The sequence below is a fragment of the Mesorhizobium sp. M0664 genome (assembly GCF_040320565.1).
Classification (GTDB): Bacteria; Pseudomonadota; Alphaproteobacteria; order Rhizobiales; family Rhizobiaceae; genus Mesorhizobium.
Genome location: NZ_JAMYPW010000043.1, coordinates 37,569 through 57,286 on the forward strand (window position 1 = coordinate 37,569; position 19,718 = coordinate 57,286).

Here is a 19,718-nt window from a genome sequence, read left to right on the forward strand (position 1 = left end):
TATGCAAAAAATGTTCAAGAAGATCCTGATTGCCAATCGTGGCGAGATCGCGTGCCGGGTGATCAAAACGGCGCAGAGGCTTGGCATAGCCACGGTCGCCGTCTATTCCGACGCTGACCGAGACGCCTTGCACGTTCGGCAAGCCGATGAGGCGGTCCATATCGGTCCCGCCGCCTCGGCTCAGTCCTACCTTCGCATTGCAAACATCCTCGATGCCGTCGCTGCCACTGGCGCTGATGCGGTTCATCCAGGCTACGGCTTCCTGTCCGAGAATTCGAATTTCGCCGATGCGCTCAAAGCCAAGGGCGTGGCCTTCATCGGCCCCTCGCCTATCGCCATCGAAGCGATGGGCGACAAGATCACCTCCAAGAAGATCGCGGCATGCGCCGGTGTCTCCACGGTGCCCGGCCATATGGCCCTGATCGAGGACGCAGAGGAAGCGGTGCGTATCGCCAGCGAGATTGGCTTTCCTGTCATGATCAAGGCATCCGCTGGCGGCGGCGGCAAGGGCATGCGCGTCGCCTGGAACGACGTCGAGGCGCGAGAGGGTTTTCAGTCCTCGCGAAACGAGGCGAAGAACGCCTTTGGCGACGACCGGATCTTCATCGAGAAATTCGTCACCGCGCCACGTCACATCGAAATCCAGGTGCTCGGCGATCAATATGGCAACATTGTCTACCTCGGCGAGCGGGAATGCTCGATCCAGCGCCGCAACCAGAAGATCATCGAGGAGGCCCCCTCCCCGTTCATCGACGAAGCGACACGGCAGGCGATGGGTAAGCAGGCCGTCGCTCTAGCCAAGGCGGTTGGCTACCACTCGGCAGGTACCGTTGAATTCATCGTCGATCGCGACCGCAACTTCTACTTCCTCGAGATGAACACCCGGCTTCAGGTCGAGCATCCGGTCACAGAACTTGTGACCGGCATCGATCTGGTCGAGGAAATGATCCGCGTCGCCGCCGGCCAGAAGCTGCGCTTCGCCCAAGAGGATATAAAGCTGAACGGCTGGGCGATCGAAAGCCGGCTCTATGCCGAAGACCCGTATCGCAATTTCCTGCCCTCGATCGGTCGTCTGACACGCTACCGGCCGCCCGCTGAGGGTGCAGGTGCGGATGGCTCGCTCATCCGCAATGATACCGGGGTGGTCGAGGGCTCGGACATCTCGATGCATTATGATCCCATGATCTCCAAGCTTTGCACCTGGGCCCCCGATCGGCTAGGCGCAATCAATGCCATGGGCGCGGCCCTGGATGATTTCGAAGTGGATGGCATCGGCAATAACCTGCCGTTTCTCGCCGCTGTCATGGATCATCCCCGCTTTCGGCAGGGGCGGCTGAGTACAGCCTTTATCGCCGAGGAGTTTCCGGACGGCTTCGCCGGTGTGATCCCAACCGATGAGGATGAGCGCAAGCTCGCGGCGGTCGCGACACACATCAACTGGAAACTCCAGCACCGTAATGTCCTGATCTCCGGGGCCATGGACAATCATCGTCGCAAAGTCTCCAGCGATTGGATCGTCACGCTTGGCGACCACGGCTTTGCCGTCGCCGTGTGCAATCAGGAAGACGCAACCGCGGTGTCATTCGACGACGGTTCGGTTCTGAGTGTTGCAAGCGACTGGCTGCCGGGACGGCATATAGCACAATTTCAAATTGGCGCTGAAACCGCCTCGCTCAAAACATCGCGGTCAGGAACCGGCTACCGACTGCGCTGGCGCGGAATGGATATTGTCGTCCACGTACGCAGCCCACCTATCGCCGAACTGGCGCGGTTGATGTCGAAGAAGCAGCCGCCGGACACCTCCAAGCTGCTGCTTTGCCCGATGCCCGGTGTGGTCACCGCAATTGACGTATCCGAAGGCGAGTCGGTCGAGGCCGGACAGGTGCTCGCCACCGTCGAGGCGATGAAGATGGAGAATGTCCTGCGCGCCGAACGGCGGGCCGTCGTCAAACGGATCGCGGCTAAGGCGGGGGCAAGCATGGCCGTCGACGAGCCCATTCTGGAGTTCGAATAATGGCCGATCCCAAACGCACTGACTGGCGCACTCTTGCCGAGCGGGAGCTAAAGGTACCGCCCGACACCCTCGTCTCGCGCACGCCCGAGGGCATCGACATCAAACCGCTCTACACGGCCGAGGATCTCGAGCAGGTCGGCCATCTCGGTTCACTGCCCGGGCTGAAACCGTTCGTCCGCGGACCGCGTGCCACGATGTATGCCGGCAGGCCGTGGACGATCCGGCAGTATGCCGGGTTTTCGACGGCGGAGGAGTCGAACGCCTTCTACCGCAAGGCGCTCGCCGCCGGCCAGCAGGGCGTGTCGGTTGCCTTCGATCTCGCCACGCATCGCGGCTATGACAGCGACCATCCGCGTGTTGTCGGCGATGTCGGCAAGGCTGGCGTAGCAATCGATACCGTCGAGGACATGAAGATCCTGTTCGAGGGCATACCGCTCAAGGACATTTCCGTATCCCTGACCATGAACGGTGCGGTCATTCCGATCCTTGCCTGCTTCATCGTCGCCGGCGAGGAACAAGGCTGCCCGCGCGGCGAGCTCTCCGGGACCATCCAGAATGACATCCTGAAGGAGTTCATGGTCCGCAACACCTACATCTATCCGCCCGAACCCTCGATGCGCATCGTCGCCGATATCATCGAGTACACCGCAAAGGAGATGCCGAAGTTCAACTCGATCTCCATCTCCGGCTATCACATGCAGGAGGCCGGCGCGACGCTGGTGCAGGAACTCGCCTTCACGCTGGCCGATGGGCGCGAATATGTCCGCGCGGCGTTGAAGAAAGGCCTCGACGTCGACGATTTTGCCGGACGGCTCTCGTTCTTCCTTGCGGTGGGCATGAATTTCTTCATGGAGGCCGCCAAGCTGCGGGCAGCGAGACTTCTGTGGTCGCGTATCATGGACGAGTTCCAACCGAAGAAGCCTTCATCGCTAATGCTGCGCACCCACTGCCAGACATCGGGCGTTTCGCTGCAGGAGCAGGACCCCTACAACAACATCGTGCGCACCGCTTATGAGGCGTTGGCCGCGGTGCTCGGTGGCACGCAGTCACTTCACACCAATTCCTTCGATGAGGCGATCGCACTGCCGACTGAGTTTTCGGCGCGCATTGCGCGAAACACGCAACTTATCCTTCAGCACGAGACCGGCGTGACCAAGGTCGTCGACCCGCTGGCCGGCTCCTATTACGTCGAAAGCCTGACCGCCGAACTTGCTGATAAGGCGTGGGCGCTTATCGAGGAAATCGAGGCCATCGGGGGCATGACCAAGGCCGTCATTGAGGGCCTGCCAAAACGCCTGATCGAGACGGCGGCGACCCGGCGCCAGGCGGCGATCGATCTCGGCGAGGAGGTGATCGTCGGCGTCAACAAGTATCGGCTGGAAAGCGAGGCCCTGATCGACGTTCTCGAAATAGATGCGGCGGTGCGCGAGGCGCAGATCCGTCGTCTCGAACAAACAAAGCGTCAGCGCGACCCCAAGCACGTCGACGCAGCCCTTGCCGCGCTTGGTCAGACCGCGGCCAGCAGCAAGGGCAATATACTCCAAGCAGCCGTCGAAGCGGTGCGCGCTCGCGCGACGGTGGGGGAGATTTCCGACACTCTGCGTAGCGCCTTCGGCGATCACGTGGCCGTTCCTGAGGTGACCTCGGAGGTTTACGGCGCCGCCTTCCAGAATGAGCCGGAATACCAAACCCTAACGTCCCGCATCAGGGACGTTTCCGTCTCGCTTGGCGGCCGGCCGAAGCTGATGGTGGCCAAGCTCGGCCAGGATGGCCATGACCGGGGCGCCAAAGTGATTGCATCGGCGTTTGGCGATCTCGGCTTCGATGTGGTCGCCGGCCCGCTTTTCCAAACACCGGAGGAAGCAGCAAGCATGGCGGTGGCTTCTCGTGTTCATGTCGTCGGCGCGTCGTCGCTGGCGGCCGGACACAAGACATTACTGCCGCAGCTCGTGGAGGCCCTGAAGGCGAGAGGCGGCGAAAACATCATCGTTGTGTGCGGTGGGGTGGTGCCGCGGCAGGATTATCAGTTCCTGACGGACCATGGGGTCGCCGCCGTATTCGGCCCTGGAACACACATTTTGGATGCCGCGCGTGCGGTCGTCGATCTCCTGGAAGGAAGGCGTCGCAATCAATGAACAGTCTTGTCTTTACACCCTTAGATGACGCGGCGAATTCCCGAGACTTGGAAATACATGGTGCACCGGTCATCAATGATCGACGAACGGAACCGCGACCGAAAGACCGGACTGCGCTATAGGTAGGAAATGATAGTGAGTGGATTGAAACTTAACTCCAAAGCCGGCTTCTGAGCATAAAGACGGGCGGGTGCCCGGAGGATTGTGGCTATTGCAGCCAGTCGGCGCATCACGAAACCGGCCTGAAGGCGTCCAAGCTGATGGAGGTCAGGCGCGTCATCGCGGAGGCGACCAAGGCGCGTGATGCCGGCGCCACCCGATATTGCATGGGCGCGGCCTTGCGAAACCCCAAGGCGCGCGACATGGATGCAGTGGTGGCGATGGTCGAAGGCGTCAAAGCGCTCGGCATGGAAACCTGTATGACTCTCGGCATGCTCGATCTTGAGCAGGCGGCTCATCTGAAACAGGCGGGTCTCGACTATTACAACCACAGTATCGATACGTCGGAACGGTACTACAGCGAGATCATCAGCACGCGGAGCTTTGCCGAGCGGCTCGAGACGCTCGAGCACGTTCGCCAACCCGGCATCAAGGTCTGCTGCGGCGGGCACTCGACCGGATCGATATGCTGGTGACGCTGGCCAATCCGGCTTGGCTTCGGCAAGCGGGGTGCCGGCGATCGGGATAAGCATATTGATCGGAACGCTTTCGGGATGGTGGCATGGGCGAAGAGGCGACGTCAACGCTGTGGAGGGCACGATCACCCGCTGGCGCGCCGAAGGCGGCATGGGATGCGTCTGGATCGCGGTTGAAAGCCTCTCCAGCATGGATGGCGACCGTGCGCCGATGGATAGCCTCGTCGCGCTCGCCGATCGGCATGAGGCATTCATCGTCATCGACGAGGCGCATGCCACCGGCGTCTGGGGACCGGACGGCCGGGGTCTGGCCGCCGCGTACCAAGGCCGCGACAACATCGTCGCACTCCACACCTGCGGCAAGGCGCTCGGCGCATCCGGCGCGCTTGTCACCGGACCGAGGACACTGTGCGACTATCTCATCAACCGGTGCCGGCCCTTCATCTACGCCACCGCGCCATCGCCGCTGATGGCGGTCGCGGCGCGTGAGGCGCTGGCTATTCTGTCCGACGAGCCCATGCGCAGTATCCAGCTGCAGGAACGCGTCGCCAGCGCCGGCCGCCGATTGTCGATCGCTGCGGCGTGATACCAAGTGGCTCTCAGATCCAGCCCTTGGTGATCGGCGATGTCAGGCGCACCATGGCAGTGGCGGCGCGCCTGCAGGCCCGCGGCTTCGACATACGCGGCATTCGTCCGCCGACCGTACCCGAGGGCACGTCGCGGCTGCGCATCTCACTGACGCTCAATATCGGCGAAGCCGACATTTCCGCCATGCTCGAGGCGCTCGTCGAGGTGTTGGCCCAGACATGACCGGAGGCGACATGACCAAGCGCATCGTCATCACCGGAACAGACACCGGAATTGGCAAGACGGTGTTTTCGGCCGGGCTTGCCGGCCTGCTTGACGGTTTCTACTGGAAGCCGGTGCAATCGGGCCTCGACGGCGAGACCGACAGCGAGGCGGTTGCGCGACTTGCCGGGCTGCCGTCGGGGCGCGTGCTGCCGGAAGCCTACCGCTTGAAGAGCCCGCTTTCGCCGCATCGTTCGGCCGAAATCGACGACGTTTCGATCGAGGCTGCCGATCTTTCGTTTCCGGTCCTGCCGACACCGCTCGTCATCGAAGGCGCCGGCGGGCTGATGGTGCCGCTGAACCGCCGGACAAGGTTCATCGACATATTCGAGCAATGGCAGTTGCCGGTCATTCTGTGCGCCCGCACCGCGCTCGGAACAATCAATCACACCCTGCTGTCGATCGAAGCCCTGCGGGCGCGCGCTATCCCGCTGGCTGGCATCGCCTTCATCGGCGATGAGATGACCGATACGCAACGGACGATCGTGGAATTCGGCGACGTGCCGCAACTCGGCAGGCTGCCGCACCTCGATCCGCTGACGGACAAAACGCTGAGACAAGCGATGATTGCCGGCTTCGACCTCGCTTTGATTGCCGGAGGCGGATAATGCCGCAATCCCGTGTGTGGCATCCCTTCACCCAGCACGCGCTCGAGCCGGCGATTCCTGAAATCGTCCTGGCTGAAGGCGCCTATCTCCACAAAGCCAATGGCGCGCGCATCCTGGACGCCATTTCCTCCTGGTGGGTCGTCACACATGGCCACCGCCATCCCCGCATTATGAAGGCAATCGAGACGACCGCCTCGAGCCTCGACCAGATCATCTTCGCGGGCTTCACGCACGAGCCTGCCGAATGCTTGGCCAAGGCGCTTGTCGGACTCGCTCCCGCCGGACTCGACTGGGTGTTCTATTCCGACAGCGGCTCGACCAGCGTCGAAGTCGCGCTGAAGATGGCCCTCGGCTATTTCCGCAACACCGGCGCTCCGCGCTCGCGCATCGCCGTTATGGAGCACAGCTATCATGGCGACACCATCGGCACGATGAGCGTCGGCGCCCGCGGCGTGTTCAACGCCGCCTACGAACCCTTGCTGTTCGAGGTCGACACCATTCCCTTCCCGGCCGCCGGCCGCGAGCAGAATACGCTGGATCGCTTCGAGGCCGTCAGCCGCGACCGGCGCGCCGCCGCTGATTGTCGAGCCGCTGGTGCTCGGCGCCGGCGGCATGCTGATATATCCGGCCTGGGTTCTGGCCGAATTGAAGAAGACCGCCGAGACCTCCGGCACGCTGGGCGGATTCAAGCAGTCGCCGCAACACCGATTTTGTTCACTCAACCCAGCAACTCGTCAAGGGCCTCTGCCGAGGTTTTCCAGCCCAGGGTTTTTCTTGGTCGGGCATTGAGAGCCGCGGCCGCGGCGGCGATCTCGTCGGCGCTGTGGACGCTCGGGTCGGTGCCTTTCGGGAAGTACTGACGCAGCAGCCCATGGTGTGCTCGTTGGTGCCCCGCTGCCAGGGGCTTTGCGGATCGCAGAAGTAGACTTGGATACCCGCATCGATCTTGAGCCGATGGTGGGGCTGAGCCATTTCGGCTCCCTGGTCCCAAGTCAGCGAACGACCCAGCTCTTCGGGCAAGGTGATGATGGTGCGCGTAATCGCATCGCGCACCGCTTCAGCTCCGTGTCCCGCGAGAGCAGGCCCATTCTTCATCCGCGCGGCTTCGCCATGCCCACAAGCCGGGGAAGATGCTAACATCGTGAAGCGTCATCCGCTCGACCAGCGTGCCGATCGCCGAGCTGCCAAGACCAAGGATGAGGTCTCCCTCGCAGTGACCCGGCACCGCTCAATCGTCCGCTTCGGCGGGACGCTGACTGATCATGATCTCCGGCGAGACAAAGCCCTTGCCTCGCCTACGTAGCGCGCCCTGGGGACCTCAGTCCCTCTTCGTTCAGGGCCGCGGAGTGCTGCGCCGCGAGTTGATGGCTTGCGAACAGGACGTGTATGTAGATGGCTTCGTGGCTGATACGCATCGTCTTGTCGTCCGGGAAGTCGATCGGCAGGCGTCGGGCAATCTGCTCCGGACTCCAGGCCCTGGCCCATCGCCGATCCTTTCGCGGGCCATGCCGGCGGCTTCCACAGAACGGTGGGACCAGGAACGGCGGCACCACTCGTGGTCATGACGACGCCGGCCAGTCTTGCTCCACATAAGTGCGCAACGTCGTGTTGAGCGCAAGCTTGGTCAGTTTGGGCCGATGGGCCGAACGGTCAGCGTGCCATTGGGCAGTCGATGCACGATAGTCCATGCCGCCGCTGCGCGTCGCAGCATTGCGTCGTAGCTCACGGGAGATGGTCGAGGCGGATCGGCCAAGTCGGCGTCCGATCTCGCGTCTCGAAGACCCTGATGCGAAGAAGTGCGATCTCCTCACGTTCCGCAAACGAGAGGTACCGCCCGGACGGCGGCTTGGTCGAAGATCTGAACATCGCTGGTGCCATGCCGCCCACCTGTCGGAACAATCTGGTTCCAACAGGCTGCGACATACCAGCCGCGAGCGCAGCATCCTCGCTGGTCATCCCCTGCGCTATCCCCAGTCAGAATCGTTGAGTTCAGATCGCCCCGCAACTGGCGGCCGTCCCAGTGACGGCAACGGCGCTCGCCCAGAACGGTGTGATCGTCGCTTTCGATGCCCATCGCAACCTCCTTCGTTCAGGTGTTGCGACGACTGCTTGAATCCGCCCAATACGCTTGCGGGCCTCTCCGAACTTCTGCTTGTTCACAGTATCCGGCGAGCATGAGCCGTGTCGGCAATCCTTACGACACAATGCGAAGGCGGAGAGTTTCATGAAAACCTGAAAACAGGAAGAGGTGCAAGGTCTCGCCTATAGGGATGCAGATGATGCCCGCAAGCAAATCGGCGCTTTCATAGAGACCGTTTACAACACGGGGCGCCTGCATTCGGCGCTCGACTATCTCAGTCCGGAGGAATACGAACAGACGCATTCACGCTGGCGACAGATGGAAAAGGCTGCTTAGCTTAACACGGGAGGTGTCCGTGATTTTCCTTGTCTCAATCTGGGGGTGCACTCCATACCTGTCCGGCTTCAGATTAGAATAGCCGTCCGGCATCACCGGAATACGCATTCGGTCGTGACCCGAATGAGGTGTTTCCCAGGGCGGTCTGCTCGCCACCGCTTCTAATCCGAACCCTGCCTGGCGAAGCAGTTCGCCAATCGAGCCACCTGATTATCTCCTCGCTAATTCGCGTGGAGCGCTGCAACAACTCCTTCAAAGAAAATCATAGACTCTTAGCAAATCCAAACAGCCGTGAATGGTATGCTCACCCCATGTGAGGCCAGTAGAGTAGATCAAAGTCGTAATGCGTAAAGGCAATGGCAAGAGCGCTTATGTGGGTTATTCCGACACAGTCACGGTCAGCCAGAACAAGCACATTCTTACTCTCACGACAGCCGCCAATGTCTGGTCGCTCGGATACCAACACCGAAATTCCCTTCGAAAGCTGTAGCATCTGCGGAGAACGCCCAATGAAAAAGTCGGTAGGACGGGTTTCCAGTCTTTCCATCTGGGCTGATGTTGACCCATGACCACACTGGTCAGTCGCCTACGGACGGCAGCGCATCTTGATCGCCTTCGAATCCTGGGCCTTTGCCGCGCATGCGGACCTAACTTTCTCCGAGCCAGCGGAGATTCTGGGTCTGCATCGTGAGTGGGTTGTGCCACACGTCCGGCTGCTCGCCAGAGCCGACCTTCTTTGCTGCAACGAACAATGTCCGTGGCGCGATGCCATCGGCTTTGCCGGTCGGCGTTGCGCCGTCGTCCTGGCCCGAGCGGCAACACATATGATGGGTATTTTCTGCCTGTCCGCAAGCTTTGGAGTGTTTTCGGGTTGCCAAGTAAGTTCTAGAGGAGCGCAAGTTTATGAAGATCACCGGTATTACGATTTGGCAACTCGACCTGCCACTGACAAAGCCCTATTGGCTGTCCGGTGGCCGCCTGAAGTTCGAAAAACTCGACAGCACCTTTGTGAGAGTTGATACCGATTCGGATGTCTCTGGTTGGGGGGAAGGCTGCCCTTGGGGCAACACCTATCTACCCGCCCATAGTCCAGGGATCAGGGCGGGTATCGCAACACTAGCGCCGTCATTGCTGGGGCAGGACCCGAGGTCGCTTGAAGCGATCAACCGAACAATGGATATGGCGCTCCCCGGTCATCTATATGTGAAGTCGGCCATCGATATGGCCTGCTGGGACATCATGGGGAAAGTCACCGGCATGCCGCTATGGCGATTGCTCGGTGGAACTGATGCAGATCCGGTCGCAGTTAACTCTTCGATTTCCACCGGCACTACCGACGAGATGATCGCACTCATAAGAGATGCGTATTCAGAGGGGTATCGTACACACTCTGCCAAGATAGGAGGTAGCGATCCCCTCGCGGATATTGCGCGTATTCAGGCGATTGAAGCTGCGCTGAAACCGGACGAGAAGGTTACCTACGACGTGAACCGCGCCTGGTTCCCGGCGGTTGCACTCCAGGTACTGAACAACGTGTCCCTACGCGGCTGGATAGAACAGCCTTGCGAGACGGTGCAGCAATGCGCTCAGGTTGCTCGACGAGTAAAACAGCCGATCATACTTGATGAGTGCCTTCATTCTTTTGAGGACCACCTGCAGGCTTGGCGCTTAGATTCCTTTCAGGGCGCCAAAGTGAAGCCCAACCGAGTGGGCGGTCTGACGAAGGCTAGGCGGGTTCGGGATTTCGGTGTCTCCGTGGGTTGGCAGATGCACATTGAGGAGGTTGGAGGTTCGGCGTTGGCAGATACTGCGGCAGTCCATCTCGCATCATCGACGCCTGTCGCCAACAGGTTGGCCAGCTGGCTATGCCATCATCACCTTGCGGTCGACCCCGTTCCCGACCAAGGAGCAAGGAATGTCAATGGTTTTGCTGCGCCGCCGACAGCGCCGGGACTTGGCGTGGAGCCGGACGTCGCCGCACTCGGGGCGCCGGCATCAGTTTTCAAGTAACAAAGGAAGACACTATGAGCTTGCCGACGAGCATGCGGGCCGTGGTGCTAACCGGGTACGGTGGATTCGGTACACTCAAGTTCCGGTCGTATGGCCGAGCCTGGAACCTATTTCATGAGTGGCGGGAAAGAACCTCAGTACCATGCTGTGCGCCTTTTGATGTCCTTGGGATCCAGGCCGCAAAGCTCCAAGCCGTCTAAGAGTGGATTGCAGAGTTTTCGCCAAGTCGACGAAGCCTTGGTCTGTTCTGACCGCTTGACGATCTCGACTTTCACTTTGTCGACGACCTTTTTCGGCCCCGGAGCTTGAGCAGGAAGGGCCAGAACCCGAACAAGATCCGGATCACCATCGGGCCGCCGTCGCGGTCCGAACGTTGGCGGCATGGAAGAGGGGCTACATCAGGCCCATGGGTGTCGACGACAATATGCTGCTCTTGCCTTGATCTTTTGTCCGCATCATCGCCATGCGGTTTTGACGCTCTCAATGATGGCGGCGACGGGAAACTACACGCTCCACCTGCTCCCGGCAGCGACGTAGAGTGCATAAAGGTTGAGGTCGAACTTGTGCTCTCAGGTCTATAGGTCGAATTGCCGTAAACCGACGAGAGTGGCGGAAGATCCTTCGGGATTGCGTGCCGCTGCAGCCGGTCGACAGAACATACATCAGTCCGTTGACCACCTCCTGTATGTTCAGCCGCCGCTTGCCGCCGTCCCGTCTGCGCGGAGGGATCCGCGGCTCAATCAGGGTCCACTCCTCGGCCGTTAGGTCCTCAAACTGCGCGGATGATCGCGTCTGTCGCTGGCGCGGTTTGGACCACTCTTCCTTCTCGGATCGGTGCCACACAAGGCATCCCAATCGATTCTAATCCCGCAAGCCTAAATCCGCCAACCGAATCATCCTCACATAGGCCCTCTCCGGACTTCGGTTTTGAAAAACTGTGAATCTTACATTTTCTGGTTGTTAATTGACGATGAATGAAAGGTAATAATAACTCAATATAACGTTATTTGTATCGCCCAATTTTCGCCACGAATCCGCTCGATGTTCATTTACCGTGGTATTAAAAGATTTACTGATAGGTACCTATACATTTACTGATAGGTACCTATAGATGGGTACAGTCTGACTTACTTGTAAAAAGAAGGTCCGTATCCGCTCTAGAGGCTGGAGGAGGTGCCGTGCACACCGCTCTATTCCGCGACGTCGAACGCATCGGATTCATTGGCACTGGCAGCATGGGGCGACCGATGATCGCCAAGCTCCTCGACGCCGGCTATCCGGTAGACGTCTACGACATCAAGCCCACGGCCGCGAAAGACGTGGTCGAAAAGGGAGCCCGGTGGCATGACGTACCGCGCGACGCGGCCCGCGATTGCGGCATTGTCATCAGTTGCCTGCCGCTGCCACAGGACGTCTTTGACAACATGACGGGCGAGCAAGGCGCCTTGGCCGGAATGCCACCGGGTAGCGTGTGGATCGACATGTCCACCACCGACTACCACAACACGATCGAGATCGCCCGCCGGGCCGCAGCAATTGGCGTGTATTCGCTAGAAGCGCCCGTCAGCAACTTGTCCCATATGGGCGTCGATTTTGCCAATGTAAGCTTCTTTGTTGGCGGGCCAACGGAGGCTTATGTGCGTTGCGAGGCGGTGTTGCAAACCATGGGAGCCATATCCTTCCATGTCGGAGACATCGGTCAGGGCCAGTCGGTCAAATTACTGACGAACTTACTTTTCTACGCTGCAGCCGTTGCGAGCGGCCACGCGCTCTGCCGAAGCGTGCGCGAGGGCGTTCCAGCGCAGCAGGCGTGGCGCAAGTTTGTCGGCTCGTCCGCGAACTCCGTTGCAATCGAGCAGTTCGCTCCGTTTCTCCTGGATGGCAGCTACGATCCATCCTGCACCCTAGAGATCACAGTGAAGGATGTGGGCCTGACTGTCCAATTGGCCGACGAACTCGGCGTGGGACTGCCGATCGGGCGGGCGGTCGAAAAGCGGTACAGCGAGGCGGCACGGAAGTTCGACCGATACGACAGCCACCTGAGAGTCATCGAGCTGGCGGAGGTGGGCTTCGGCGTTCGACTGCAAGTGCCGGGCTATCGCGCGCCCTCCAAATACGGTGCCGACCCTGGGTATCCGCCTGACCAAGAATTCCTGACCGACCCCGTCGGACGGATCAAACCGAAGCGCGAGCATGTGTTTCCGCTCGAAGACGTTCCGCTTAGCGATGTCCAGATTGGGTTGCTCAAGTCTCTGGTGGGCGAGCTCACTCACGTCAATCGCCTGATCCTCAACGAGGCGTTTGATCTCGGTCGGGGCATGGGCCTGAGCGACGTCCTGATTTACGACGCGATCACCTGGAGCGTAGGCGCTTCCGCTTGGTCGGACAGCCATAATGGGCAGTACGACAACGAACAGCTTGTAGATCCAGCCGCAGCCTCTGCGCCGCCGACGACTATACCGCATCTCATCTGCCCCTGTACGGAGGAACTGTCATGAACACCCGCGAGCAGCAGACGATACTGGAGCAAGCTGCGCGAAAGCGCATCAAGGATTCCCATGCCCTCGATGGTGACATCGGTCGCTTGGCTCACTTCTATCGCGGATGGGCCAGTTCCTACGAGTTGGATGTCGGCCGCGACGGGTACTGCGGACCGATGATCGTGGCTGAACTGGCGGGTGCCGTGCAGACGGCCTACTTGGCCAGCGAGCGAACTGCCATTGCAATCCTGGACGCTGGCTGCGGAACGGGCCTCGTCGGCGTGGAACTGAAACGCCTCGGCTTCCGGTTGATCGACGGGATCGACCTCTCCCAGGAAATGGCGGAAAAAGCCCGGCAAACCCGCGTCTACCGCCATGTCCAAGGCGATGTCGACCTTAACGGGCCGCTCTCAGACCACGCCAGCGCGAGCTATGACATCACCATCTGCTGCGGCGTCTTCACGCTCGGGCACATCCGACCGGACGCACTGCGCGAACTCGCGCGCGTGACGCGCCCAAATGGATTCGTAATCGTAAGCACCCGCAAGAGCTATGCGGAGGCCACATCCTTTGAAAAGGAGGTAAGGCGTCTGCAGGATGCGGGCGTCCTTGTGACGGTACAGTGTCTAAACGACGCTAAATACATCGCGGAGGAGGGCGCACATTATTGGGTTTTCCAGGCGACCCCTAACGCCAACGCACCAACGGAGGAGCAGCTATGACCACGCTACCGCAAATCTCACTGGCGAAACTGTCATCCGATGCAACGCGACATGAAGAATGCGAGCGCTTGCGCCTGGCCTGCGAGCACTACGGGTTCTTCTACCTTGAGCACGGAATCCCGAAAGAACAGATCGCAGAAGCGATCCAGGCCTCCCGGCGGTTCTTCGCGTTGCCACAGTCGACAAAGGAACGTTTCGGTCACTCTGCCCAAGACGTGTACCCTGCTACTGCCCGTGGATACAGTCCCTTGTACGGAGAGGTGCTACATCCCGAGGCCGGCCCCGATCCGAAAGAAATGTTCGACCTCGGAATTGAGAACGAAGGCGACCGGCGTCCGTTTGCAGGTTGCACACGCCTTCCGGATGACGCGTTGGCTCCTGGTTTCGCTCAAAGCCTGCTTGCTTTGCAGGCTACCGTGGTCAATGACGTCGTGCCGCAGCTCGGGATCGCGCTGGCCCACCTGCTCGACATGGAAGAGGGCTGGTTCCAACGCCATTTCAACCCGCCGACGGTCCTGCAACGCGTGATCCGGTATCCGTCTACTGGCGGCACGGCCGGAAAGCATACCGACAACGGGTTCTTTACGCTGCTGCTGCAGGAGGAACTCCCCATGCGCTCCTTGCAGGTGTGGTTCGGGGGGAGCTGGGTGCCGGCGCCGAGCTTGCCCGACAGTCTCGTTGTCAATCTGGGCGACATGCTTCAAGCCTTGAGCGACGACCGATTCAAGAGCACGCCCCATCAGGTCGTGCACACTGGTCCGACCGAACGAATTTCCCTTCCCTTCTTTATCTATCCCGACATCGACGCTCGCCTGACTTCCCGTCAAGGAAAGCAAACCTTCAGCGTTGCGGAAGTGATGTTGCGCAATTTCGACTCGATCTGGGAAACTGGGAATGGCGCCGGACGTGCGCGCGAGTTGCAGTAAGTCGTTCGGATTCTCAAGCTCGCACAAACTGTGGCGACGACTCACCTCCTGAGCGTCCAGCGTCCGCTGGAAGAACACTCACAGAAGCTAATCGTCCCGCAGCCGCGCGCAATACCACGAAGGTTCTGACGTATGAATGAGACCCTGCGACGCTCAACAGGCCCCCGACCTTCCTATGGGACCCAAAGGAGGTCGAAGGCCATAGGCTTTGTGATGCTCGCCAGCTTTTTCAGGGTGGCCCAGGGCGCGCCCGTGGCTAATAAGCGGCGATTTGCCGCTTTGGTAGATGTTCACGGTGCGGTCGTGATCGCAATAGCTCTCCTGACGGGCTTTGCGGTGGCAGATCGCCCTCGCCAGGAAACCGGGCAACCCAACGTTCTTCCCGAAAACCCCGATATTCCGCCTGTACATGCAGTGCTAGGGTGCGATCCTTGCGCGCAATCGAACAATGGACATCATGCGACCAGGAAACCGCTGGCGAGTTGGCTTAGCCATCACCTCGCCTCGATCCGGTTCCTGGACGGCGCCAGACATATTGACCGCCCTGGAGGCGCCCGGGCAACGGAATTCTCGACGAGCCGGTATGCCGCTCTCGACAAGCTTTGAGGAGCACTTATGAATCTGAAGAGATCGATGCGTGCCGTCATCCTCACTGGTCACGGCGGTCTTGACAAGCTTGAATATCGTGAAGATTGGCCCGTTCCGACGCCGCGCGCCGGAGAAGTGCTCATCCAAGTCGGCGCATGCGGCTTGAACAACGCCGACATCAATACGCGCACGGCTTGGTATTCCAAGCGTGTCACTGGCGGCATTACGCCCATTACCGGAAGCGCCGGATTTGCCGAGGCCCAGTTCGACACAAGCAGTTGGGGAAGCTCTGCGATAAGCTTCCCGCTTATTCAAGGCTCCGACGTGGCGGGCAGGATCGCTGCGGTCGGTGATGGCGTGAGTTCTACTCGGATTGGTGAAAGGGTCATCGTGGATCCTTGGCTTCTCGGTTCGGGACACTGGATGAATCCTTCGAGCGCCATCTACTTCGGATCGGAATGCAACGGAGGCTTTTCTGAATTCACGACTATACGCGCCGAAAACGCGCTTCGCGTTGACTGTGATTTGTCCGACGCCCAACTCGCAACGTTCCCTTGCGCCTACGCCACGGCAGAGAATTTGGTGGCGCGCACGCGCCTGAGGCCGGCAGAAACCGTGGTAATCTCCGGCGCTTCCGGGGGCGTGGGAACTGCAGCGATCCAGTTATGCCGATTGCGCGGAGCTCGGATCATCGCTATCGCATCACGGTCCAAATCGAGCGTTTTGAGGAAGCTTGGCGCCGATGCCGTGGTCGATCGCGAGACGCCGGAAATGTCCGAGGCGATCCGAACGGCGGCCGGCGGCGCCGTCGACGTGGCGCTCGACGTGGTGGGAGGCCGTATCTTCGACCATCTCGTCCGCGCCTTGCGACACGGTGGACGCTATTCGAGTTCCGGCGCCATTTCGGGACCAATAGTCGATTTTGACCTCAGGCAACTCATCTACAAGGATCTTCAACTGACCGGTGCGACGATCGTGCCGCCGGGAACAGCAAGGCGATTGGTCGATCTGATTGAACGTGGCTTCCTGAGGCCTCTCCTCGCAGCGGAGTATACACTGCCGGATCTTGCAAAGGCCCAACAGGCTTTCATGGAAAAGCGCCACGTTGGGAACATCGTCGTTACTGTCTGATATGAAGCTTTCATTAAGCGCGAGATGGAAAATGCCGTCGGCTGGCAGGAGGAGATCCGCTCCGATGTTGCTTATGCATGGCGAATTTGAACGCAACGATATGGTACAGTGTTTCGGCGAACAACTTTCGGGCTTCGTCTTCACGGATCACGCTTGGATGCAGAGCTACGGCTCACGCACTGCCCGCCCGCTGATCATCTATCGCGACGTTTCGCTCCCCCAGCCGATGACCCTTTCATGGTGGCGATGTGGACAGGCGCCGACGGATAAGGTTGGGGGAATGCATACCGGACCAGTGACGATCCTCAACGGGTCCTTCGTCCGGGACGACATCCCGCGCAGCCAGAGCAGCCAGCAGATCGGGCTCGCCGGACGACAAAATCATCCCAATCCTTCCCGTCACTGGAGAGCCAACGATGCAGTATCCTGCGAATCTGACCGATGCCTTGGAATTCATCTGGGGCGAGGGCATCCTTTCGCCGGGCGGGCCGGAGGAGGTCGCGCAGATGCTGGAGGGCATCGACCTTTGCGGCCGCCGCGTTCTCGACATCGGTTCCGGCCTAGGCGGCATCGACGTGCTGCTTGCGGCCAAGCACGGCGCGGCTGCGGTCATCGGCATCGATGTCGAGCCGCAGCTGATCGACTTGGCCCGAGACCTAGCGGCGAAGAAGGGCCTCACCGGGCGCGTCACCTTCCAGCTGGTCACGACGGGGAAGCTCCCGTTTGCTGATGCCAGCTTCGACCTGGTCTTCTCCAAGGACGCGATGGTGCACATCGCCGACAAACTGGCGGTCTACTCAGAGGTTCTCCGCGTGCTGAAGCCTGGCAGCTGGTTCATTGCCGCGGATTGGCTCTGGTCTGAGGGGGCGGCCGAGGGCGCCGTCGTTCATGCCTGGCTCTCGAAAATGCAATTGACATTCGCCTTCACCCCGCCCGCAGACGCCCTCCAGGCGCTCATCGACGCGGGTTTCGCCGAACCAGGGATCGCCGATCGCCGCCACGAACTGCAGGAGGCCAACCGCAAGGAGGTAGCGCTGCTCGAAGGTCCGATACGCCAGAGGCTTGCGGCGATCGTCGGCACGGAGATGGCCGAGAGCCGTCTCGCCAGCGCCAAGGGCCGCCAGGCAGCGCTCGATTCCGGCTGCCTCATCCCCTGCCATCTCAGGGGCCGTCGCCCGACCTAAGGCGGCATCCCCCCGTTCGTCATCCGCTGTGCTATGGCCCATCGCGGTATGGTCATGTTCGCATTCGCCGTTCCGACACCACCATTCTTTGAAACGACCTCAGAACATGCACCCTCTACGTCTCGTGGGTACCCCCCCGGGTGAGGATCTCTTTCGCCGGGAGGGGGAGAGAAAATGCGAAGCACTCAGTTCTGGGAGGCGACGTTGCGGATCTCCTGAAAAGACTCGCAGAACTCCAACAGAAGGGGCGATCGCGCACCGGCAAAACGTACCCCGTGGTCGTCATCCAAGAAGCCGGTCTCGACGGATTCTGAATCCACCGCACACTTGAGAAGAATGGAATAGAAAGCTGGGTAGTTGATCCTGCTTCGGTTCTGACGTCCCGAAAACATCGGCGGGCGAAGACCGATAAAATTGATGGGGAAACCTTGGTGCGGACGCTTCTGGCCTACAAGCGAGGTGAACCAAGGGTGTGTGCGATGGTCAGGGTTCCACTCGTGATGAAGAGGATCGTCGTCGAATCTGCCGAGAGCGAAAGACGCTGATCGCAGAGAGAATCCTGCACGTAAACCGGATCAAAGGCTTGCTGTTCGCACAAGGAATTGGCGACTACGAACCGATCTACCGAAATCGCCGCGCTCGACTGGAGGAATTGCGAACGGGCGACGGACACCCGCTGCCACGTCAAGTTAAAGCACAGATTTTACGGGAACTTGATCGTCTCGAAATCCTCCTCGCACAGATCAAGGAGGTTGAAGCAGAACGGGACGCGTTGCTCAATGTCGCGAGCGACTCTATGCCAAACCCGGCGTCCATGATCGTGCAGCTTAAGGGTATTGGTGCTGAAGTCGCTGCGGTTCTCTGGTCGGAGGGGCTCTTCCGCAGCTTCGATAATCGCCGCCAAGACGCTGCCTATGCTGGCCTGGCGCCTACCCCTTGGCAGAGTGGCTCTGTAGATCATGAACAAGGTGTCGGGAAGGCTGGTAACCCGCGACTTCGGACAGTCATGATCCAGCTGGCATGGCTATGGCTACACGATCAGCCGAATTCGGCCCTCAGCACATGGTTCATGGAGCGCGTGCAACGAAACGGGGGGGGCGGGAAGAAAACCGCGATAGTCGCGCTGGCAAGAAAGCTTCTTGTAGCTCTCTGGAAATATGCCGTTCATGGAGTGGTCATTGAAGGCGCAAAGCTGAAGGCAACCTGATTGATGAAAATCGCCTCAATCTCCCGCAGTGGTGCGGGCAGATCCAGACAGGACAAACCGAAGGGTGAATATGGCGTCACGCGCCGACGAGAAGAAGGGTTTTGTCCTACCGAGCCTCCGCCTACGAAAGAGGGATTTTGGTGCGGCCGATAAAAAGCGGCGACCGTATGTGAGTTTGGACTGGTGGAAGTGCTCCAGTCAGATGTTGAGCTCGAGCCTGGATACTGGATCGATGGGAGTGCCGAACATGCGTTTTTGAACCCACTCTACATTGACGGGCCCATGTGAGTTTACCTGCCGCGACTGCGAGAAGATTACGCAGCCGCCGGCGCCCTTCCACGTGACCCCGCGCGGCTTTGCCGGACCAAACCTTTTGGCGATGATCCTGTTCGAGAAGTTCGCCCAGCACCAGCCGCTGAACCGACAAAGGAGCGCTATGCCCGCGAGGGCATCGCCCTCAGCCTGTCGACGCTAGCGGACCAGGTCGGAGCCTGTGCCGCGGCGCTGAAGCCGGTGCATGCGCTGGTCGAGACGCATGTGCTTACCGCCGAGCGGCTTCATGGAGACGACACCACAGTGCCGATTTTGGCGAAGTGCAAGACCGATACCGGCCGCATCTGGACCTATGTCAGGGATGACCGGCCATTCGGCGGGCAACCGCCGCCGGCGGTACTTTACTATGCCTCGCGCGATCGGCGGCAGGAACATCCCGAACGGCATCTGAAGACCGATAGTGTTGAAAAAGTCCGGGTTGCAGCAGTCCTGAAGCACTTCTCTATTCGGCATGTTGAGGTCAAGCGCTTTCGAGCTTGC

10 protein-coding genes and 8 pseudogenes are annotated in these 19,718 nt (G+C 60.1%); 16 read left to right on the forward strand and 2 right to left on the reverse strand.

Features of this window, described 5'->3' with window-relative positions; all coding sequences use genetic code 11:
- Window positions 1–10: 10 nt before the first annotated feature.
- From NKI39_RS27170 to NKI39_RS27195, 6 genes and pseudogenes are all read left to right on the forward strand, one after another.
- Window positions 11–2,014 carry an acetyl-CoA carboxylase biotin carboxylase subunit gene (locus tag NKI39_RS27170; protein ID WP_352835718.1) on the forward strand — a complete coding sequence of 668 codons (2,004 nt, stop codon included), beginning with the start codon at window positions 11–13 and terminating at the stop codon, window positions 2,012–2,014.
- On the forward strand, window positions 2,014–4,149 hold the full coding sequence (gene scpA, locus NKI39_RS27175) for a methylmalonyl-CoA mutase (RefSeq protein ID WP_352835721.1): 2,136 nt from the start codon (window positions 2,014–2,016) through the stop codon (window positions 4,147–4,149). Before NKI39_RS27170 ends, scpA begins: the two co-directional genes overlap by 1 nt.
- Before the next feature lie 161 nt (window positions 4,150–4,310).
- Window positions 4,311–4,795, forward strand: a pseudogene (locus NKI39_RS27180) (radical SAM protein); the annotation flags it as partial.
- Between the two features lie 89 nt (window positions 4,796–4,884).
- Window positions 4,885–5,594, forward strand: a pseudogene (locus NKI39_RS27185) (aminotransferase class I/II-fold pyridoxal phosphate-dependent enzyme); the annotation flags it as partial.
- Between the two features lie 11 nt (window positions 5,595–5,605).
- On the forward strand, window positions 5,606–6,241 hold the full coding sequence (gene bioD, locus NKI39_RS27190; protein WP_031194973.1) for a dethiobiotin synthase: 636 nt from the start codon (window positions 5,606–5,608) through the stop codon (window positions 6,239–6,241).
- Window positions 6,241–6,919, forward strand: a pseudogene (locus NKI39_RS27195) (aminotransferase class III-fold pyridoxal phosphate-dependent enzyme); the annotation flags it as partial. The gene bioD and the pseudogene NKI39_RS27195, both read left to right, overlap by 1 nt.
- 40 nt (window positions 6,920–6,959) lie before the next feature.
- Here NKI39_RS27195 and NKI39_RS27200 read toward each other — a convergent pair.
- Window positions 6,960–8,334: pseudogene (locus tag NKI39_RS27200) on the reverse strand (IS30 family transposase).
- A gap of 78 nt (window positions 8,335–8,412) precedes the next feature.
- Between NKI39_RS27200 and NKI39_RS27205 the strand changes: the two are divergent.
- Window positions 8,413–8,657, forward strand: a pseudogene (locus NKI39_RS27205) (integrase core domain-containing protein); the annotation flags it as partial.
- A gap of 903 nt (window positions 8,658–9,560) precedes the next feature.
- A complete protein-coding gene (locus NKI39_RS27210) occupies window positions 9,561–10,667 on the forward strand; it encodes a mandelate racemase/muconate lactonizing enzyme family protein (protein WP_352835724.1) in 1,107 nt (368 codons plus the stop codon).
- 480 nt (window positions 10,668–11,147) lie between these two features.
- Here the strand turns inward: NKI39_RS27210 and NKI39_RS27215 are convergent, their stop codons facing one another.
- Window positions 11,148–11,510: a transposase gene (locus tag NKI39_RS27215; RefSeq protein WP_352835727.1), complete on the reverse strand. Its 363-nt coding sequence runs from the start codon at window positions 11,508–11,510 to the stop codon at window positions 11,148–11,150.
- A gap of 335 nt (window positions 11,511–11,845) precedes the next feature.
- Here NKI39_RS27215 and NKI39_RS27220 point away from each other — a divergent pair, with 335 nt between their 5' ends.
- The 8 genes and pseudogenes from NKI39_RS27220 to NKI39_RS27255 all read left to right on the forward strand — a co-directional run.
- Window positions 11,846–13,165, forward strand: coding sequence for an NAD(P)-dependent oxidoreductase (locus NKI39_RS27220; RefSeq protein ID WP_352835730.1), 1,320 nt, complete (start codon window positions 11,846–11,848; stop codon window positions 13,163–13,165).
- A complete protein-coding gene (locus NKI39_RS27225) occupies window positions 13,162–13,869 on the forward strand; it encodes a class I SAM-dependent DNA methyltransferase (protein WP_352835733.1) in 708 nt (235 codons plus the stop codon). The genes NKI39_RS27220 and NKI39_RS27225 overlap by 4 nt, the downstream gene beginning before the upstream one ends.
- Window positions 13,866–14,795, forward strand: a complete 930-nt coding sequence (locus NKI39_RS27230; RefSeq protein ID WP_352835736.1) for an isopenicillin N synthase family dioxygenase — start codon at window positions 13,866–13,868, stop codon at window positions 14,793–14,795. The genes NKI39_RS27225 and NKI39_RS27230 overlap by 4 nt, the downstream gene beginning before the upstream one ends.
- Window positions 14,796–15,410: 615 nt before the next feature.
- A complete protein-coding gene (locus NKI39_RS27235; RefSeq protein WP_502898617.1) occupies window positions 15,411–16,514 on the forward strand; it encodes an alcohol dehydrogenase family protein in 1,104 nt (367 codons plus the stop codon).
- Window positions 16,515–16,890: pseudogene (locus tag NKI39_RS27240) on the forward strand (5-methyltetrahydropteroyltriglutamate--homocysteine S-methyltransferase); the annotation flags it as partial. It lies immediately after the preceding gene.
- Window positions 16,891–16,930: 40 nt separating this feature from the next.
- On the forward strand, window positions 16,931–17,698 hold the full coding sequence (locus tag NKI39_RS27245; protein WP_352835739.1) for a class I SAM-dependent methyltransferase: 768 nt from the start codon (window positions 16,931–16,933) through the stop codon (window positions 17,696–17,698).
- A gap of 147 nt (window positions 17,699–17,845) precedes the next feature.
- Window positions 17,846–18,905, forward strand: a pseudogene (locus NKI39_RS27250) (IS110 family RNA-guided transposase); the annotation flags it as partial.
- A 286-nt stretch (window positions 18,906–19,191) separates the two neighbouring features.
- Window positions 19,192–19,628 (forward strand): annotated as a pseudogene (locus NKI39_RS27255) (IS66 family transposase); the annotation flags it as partial.
- Window positions 19,629–19,718: the final 90 nt, after the last annotated feature.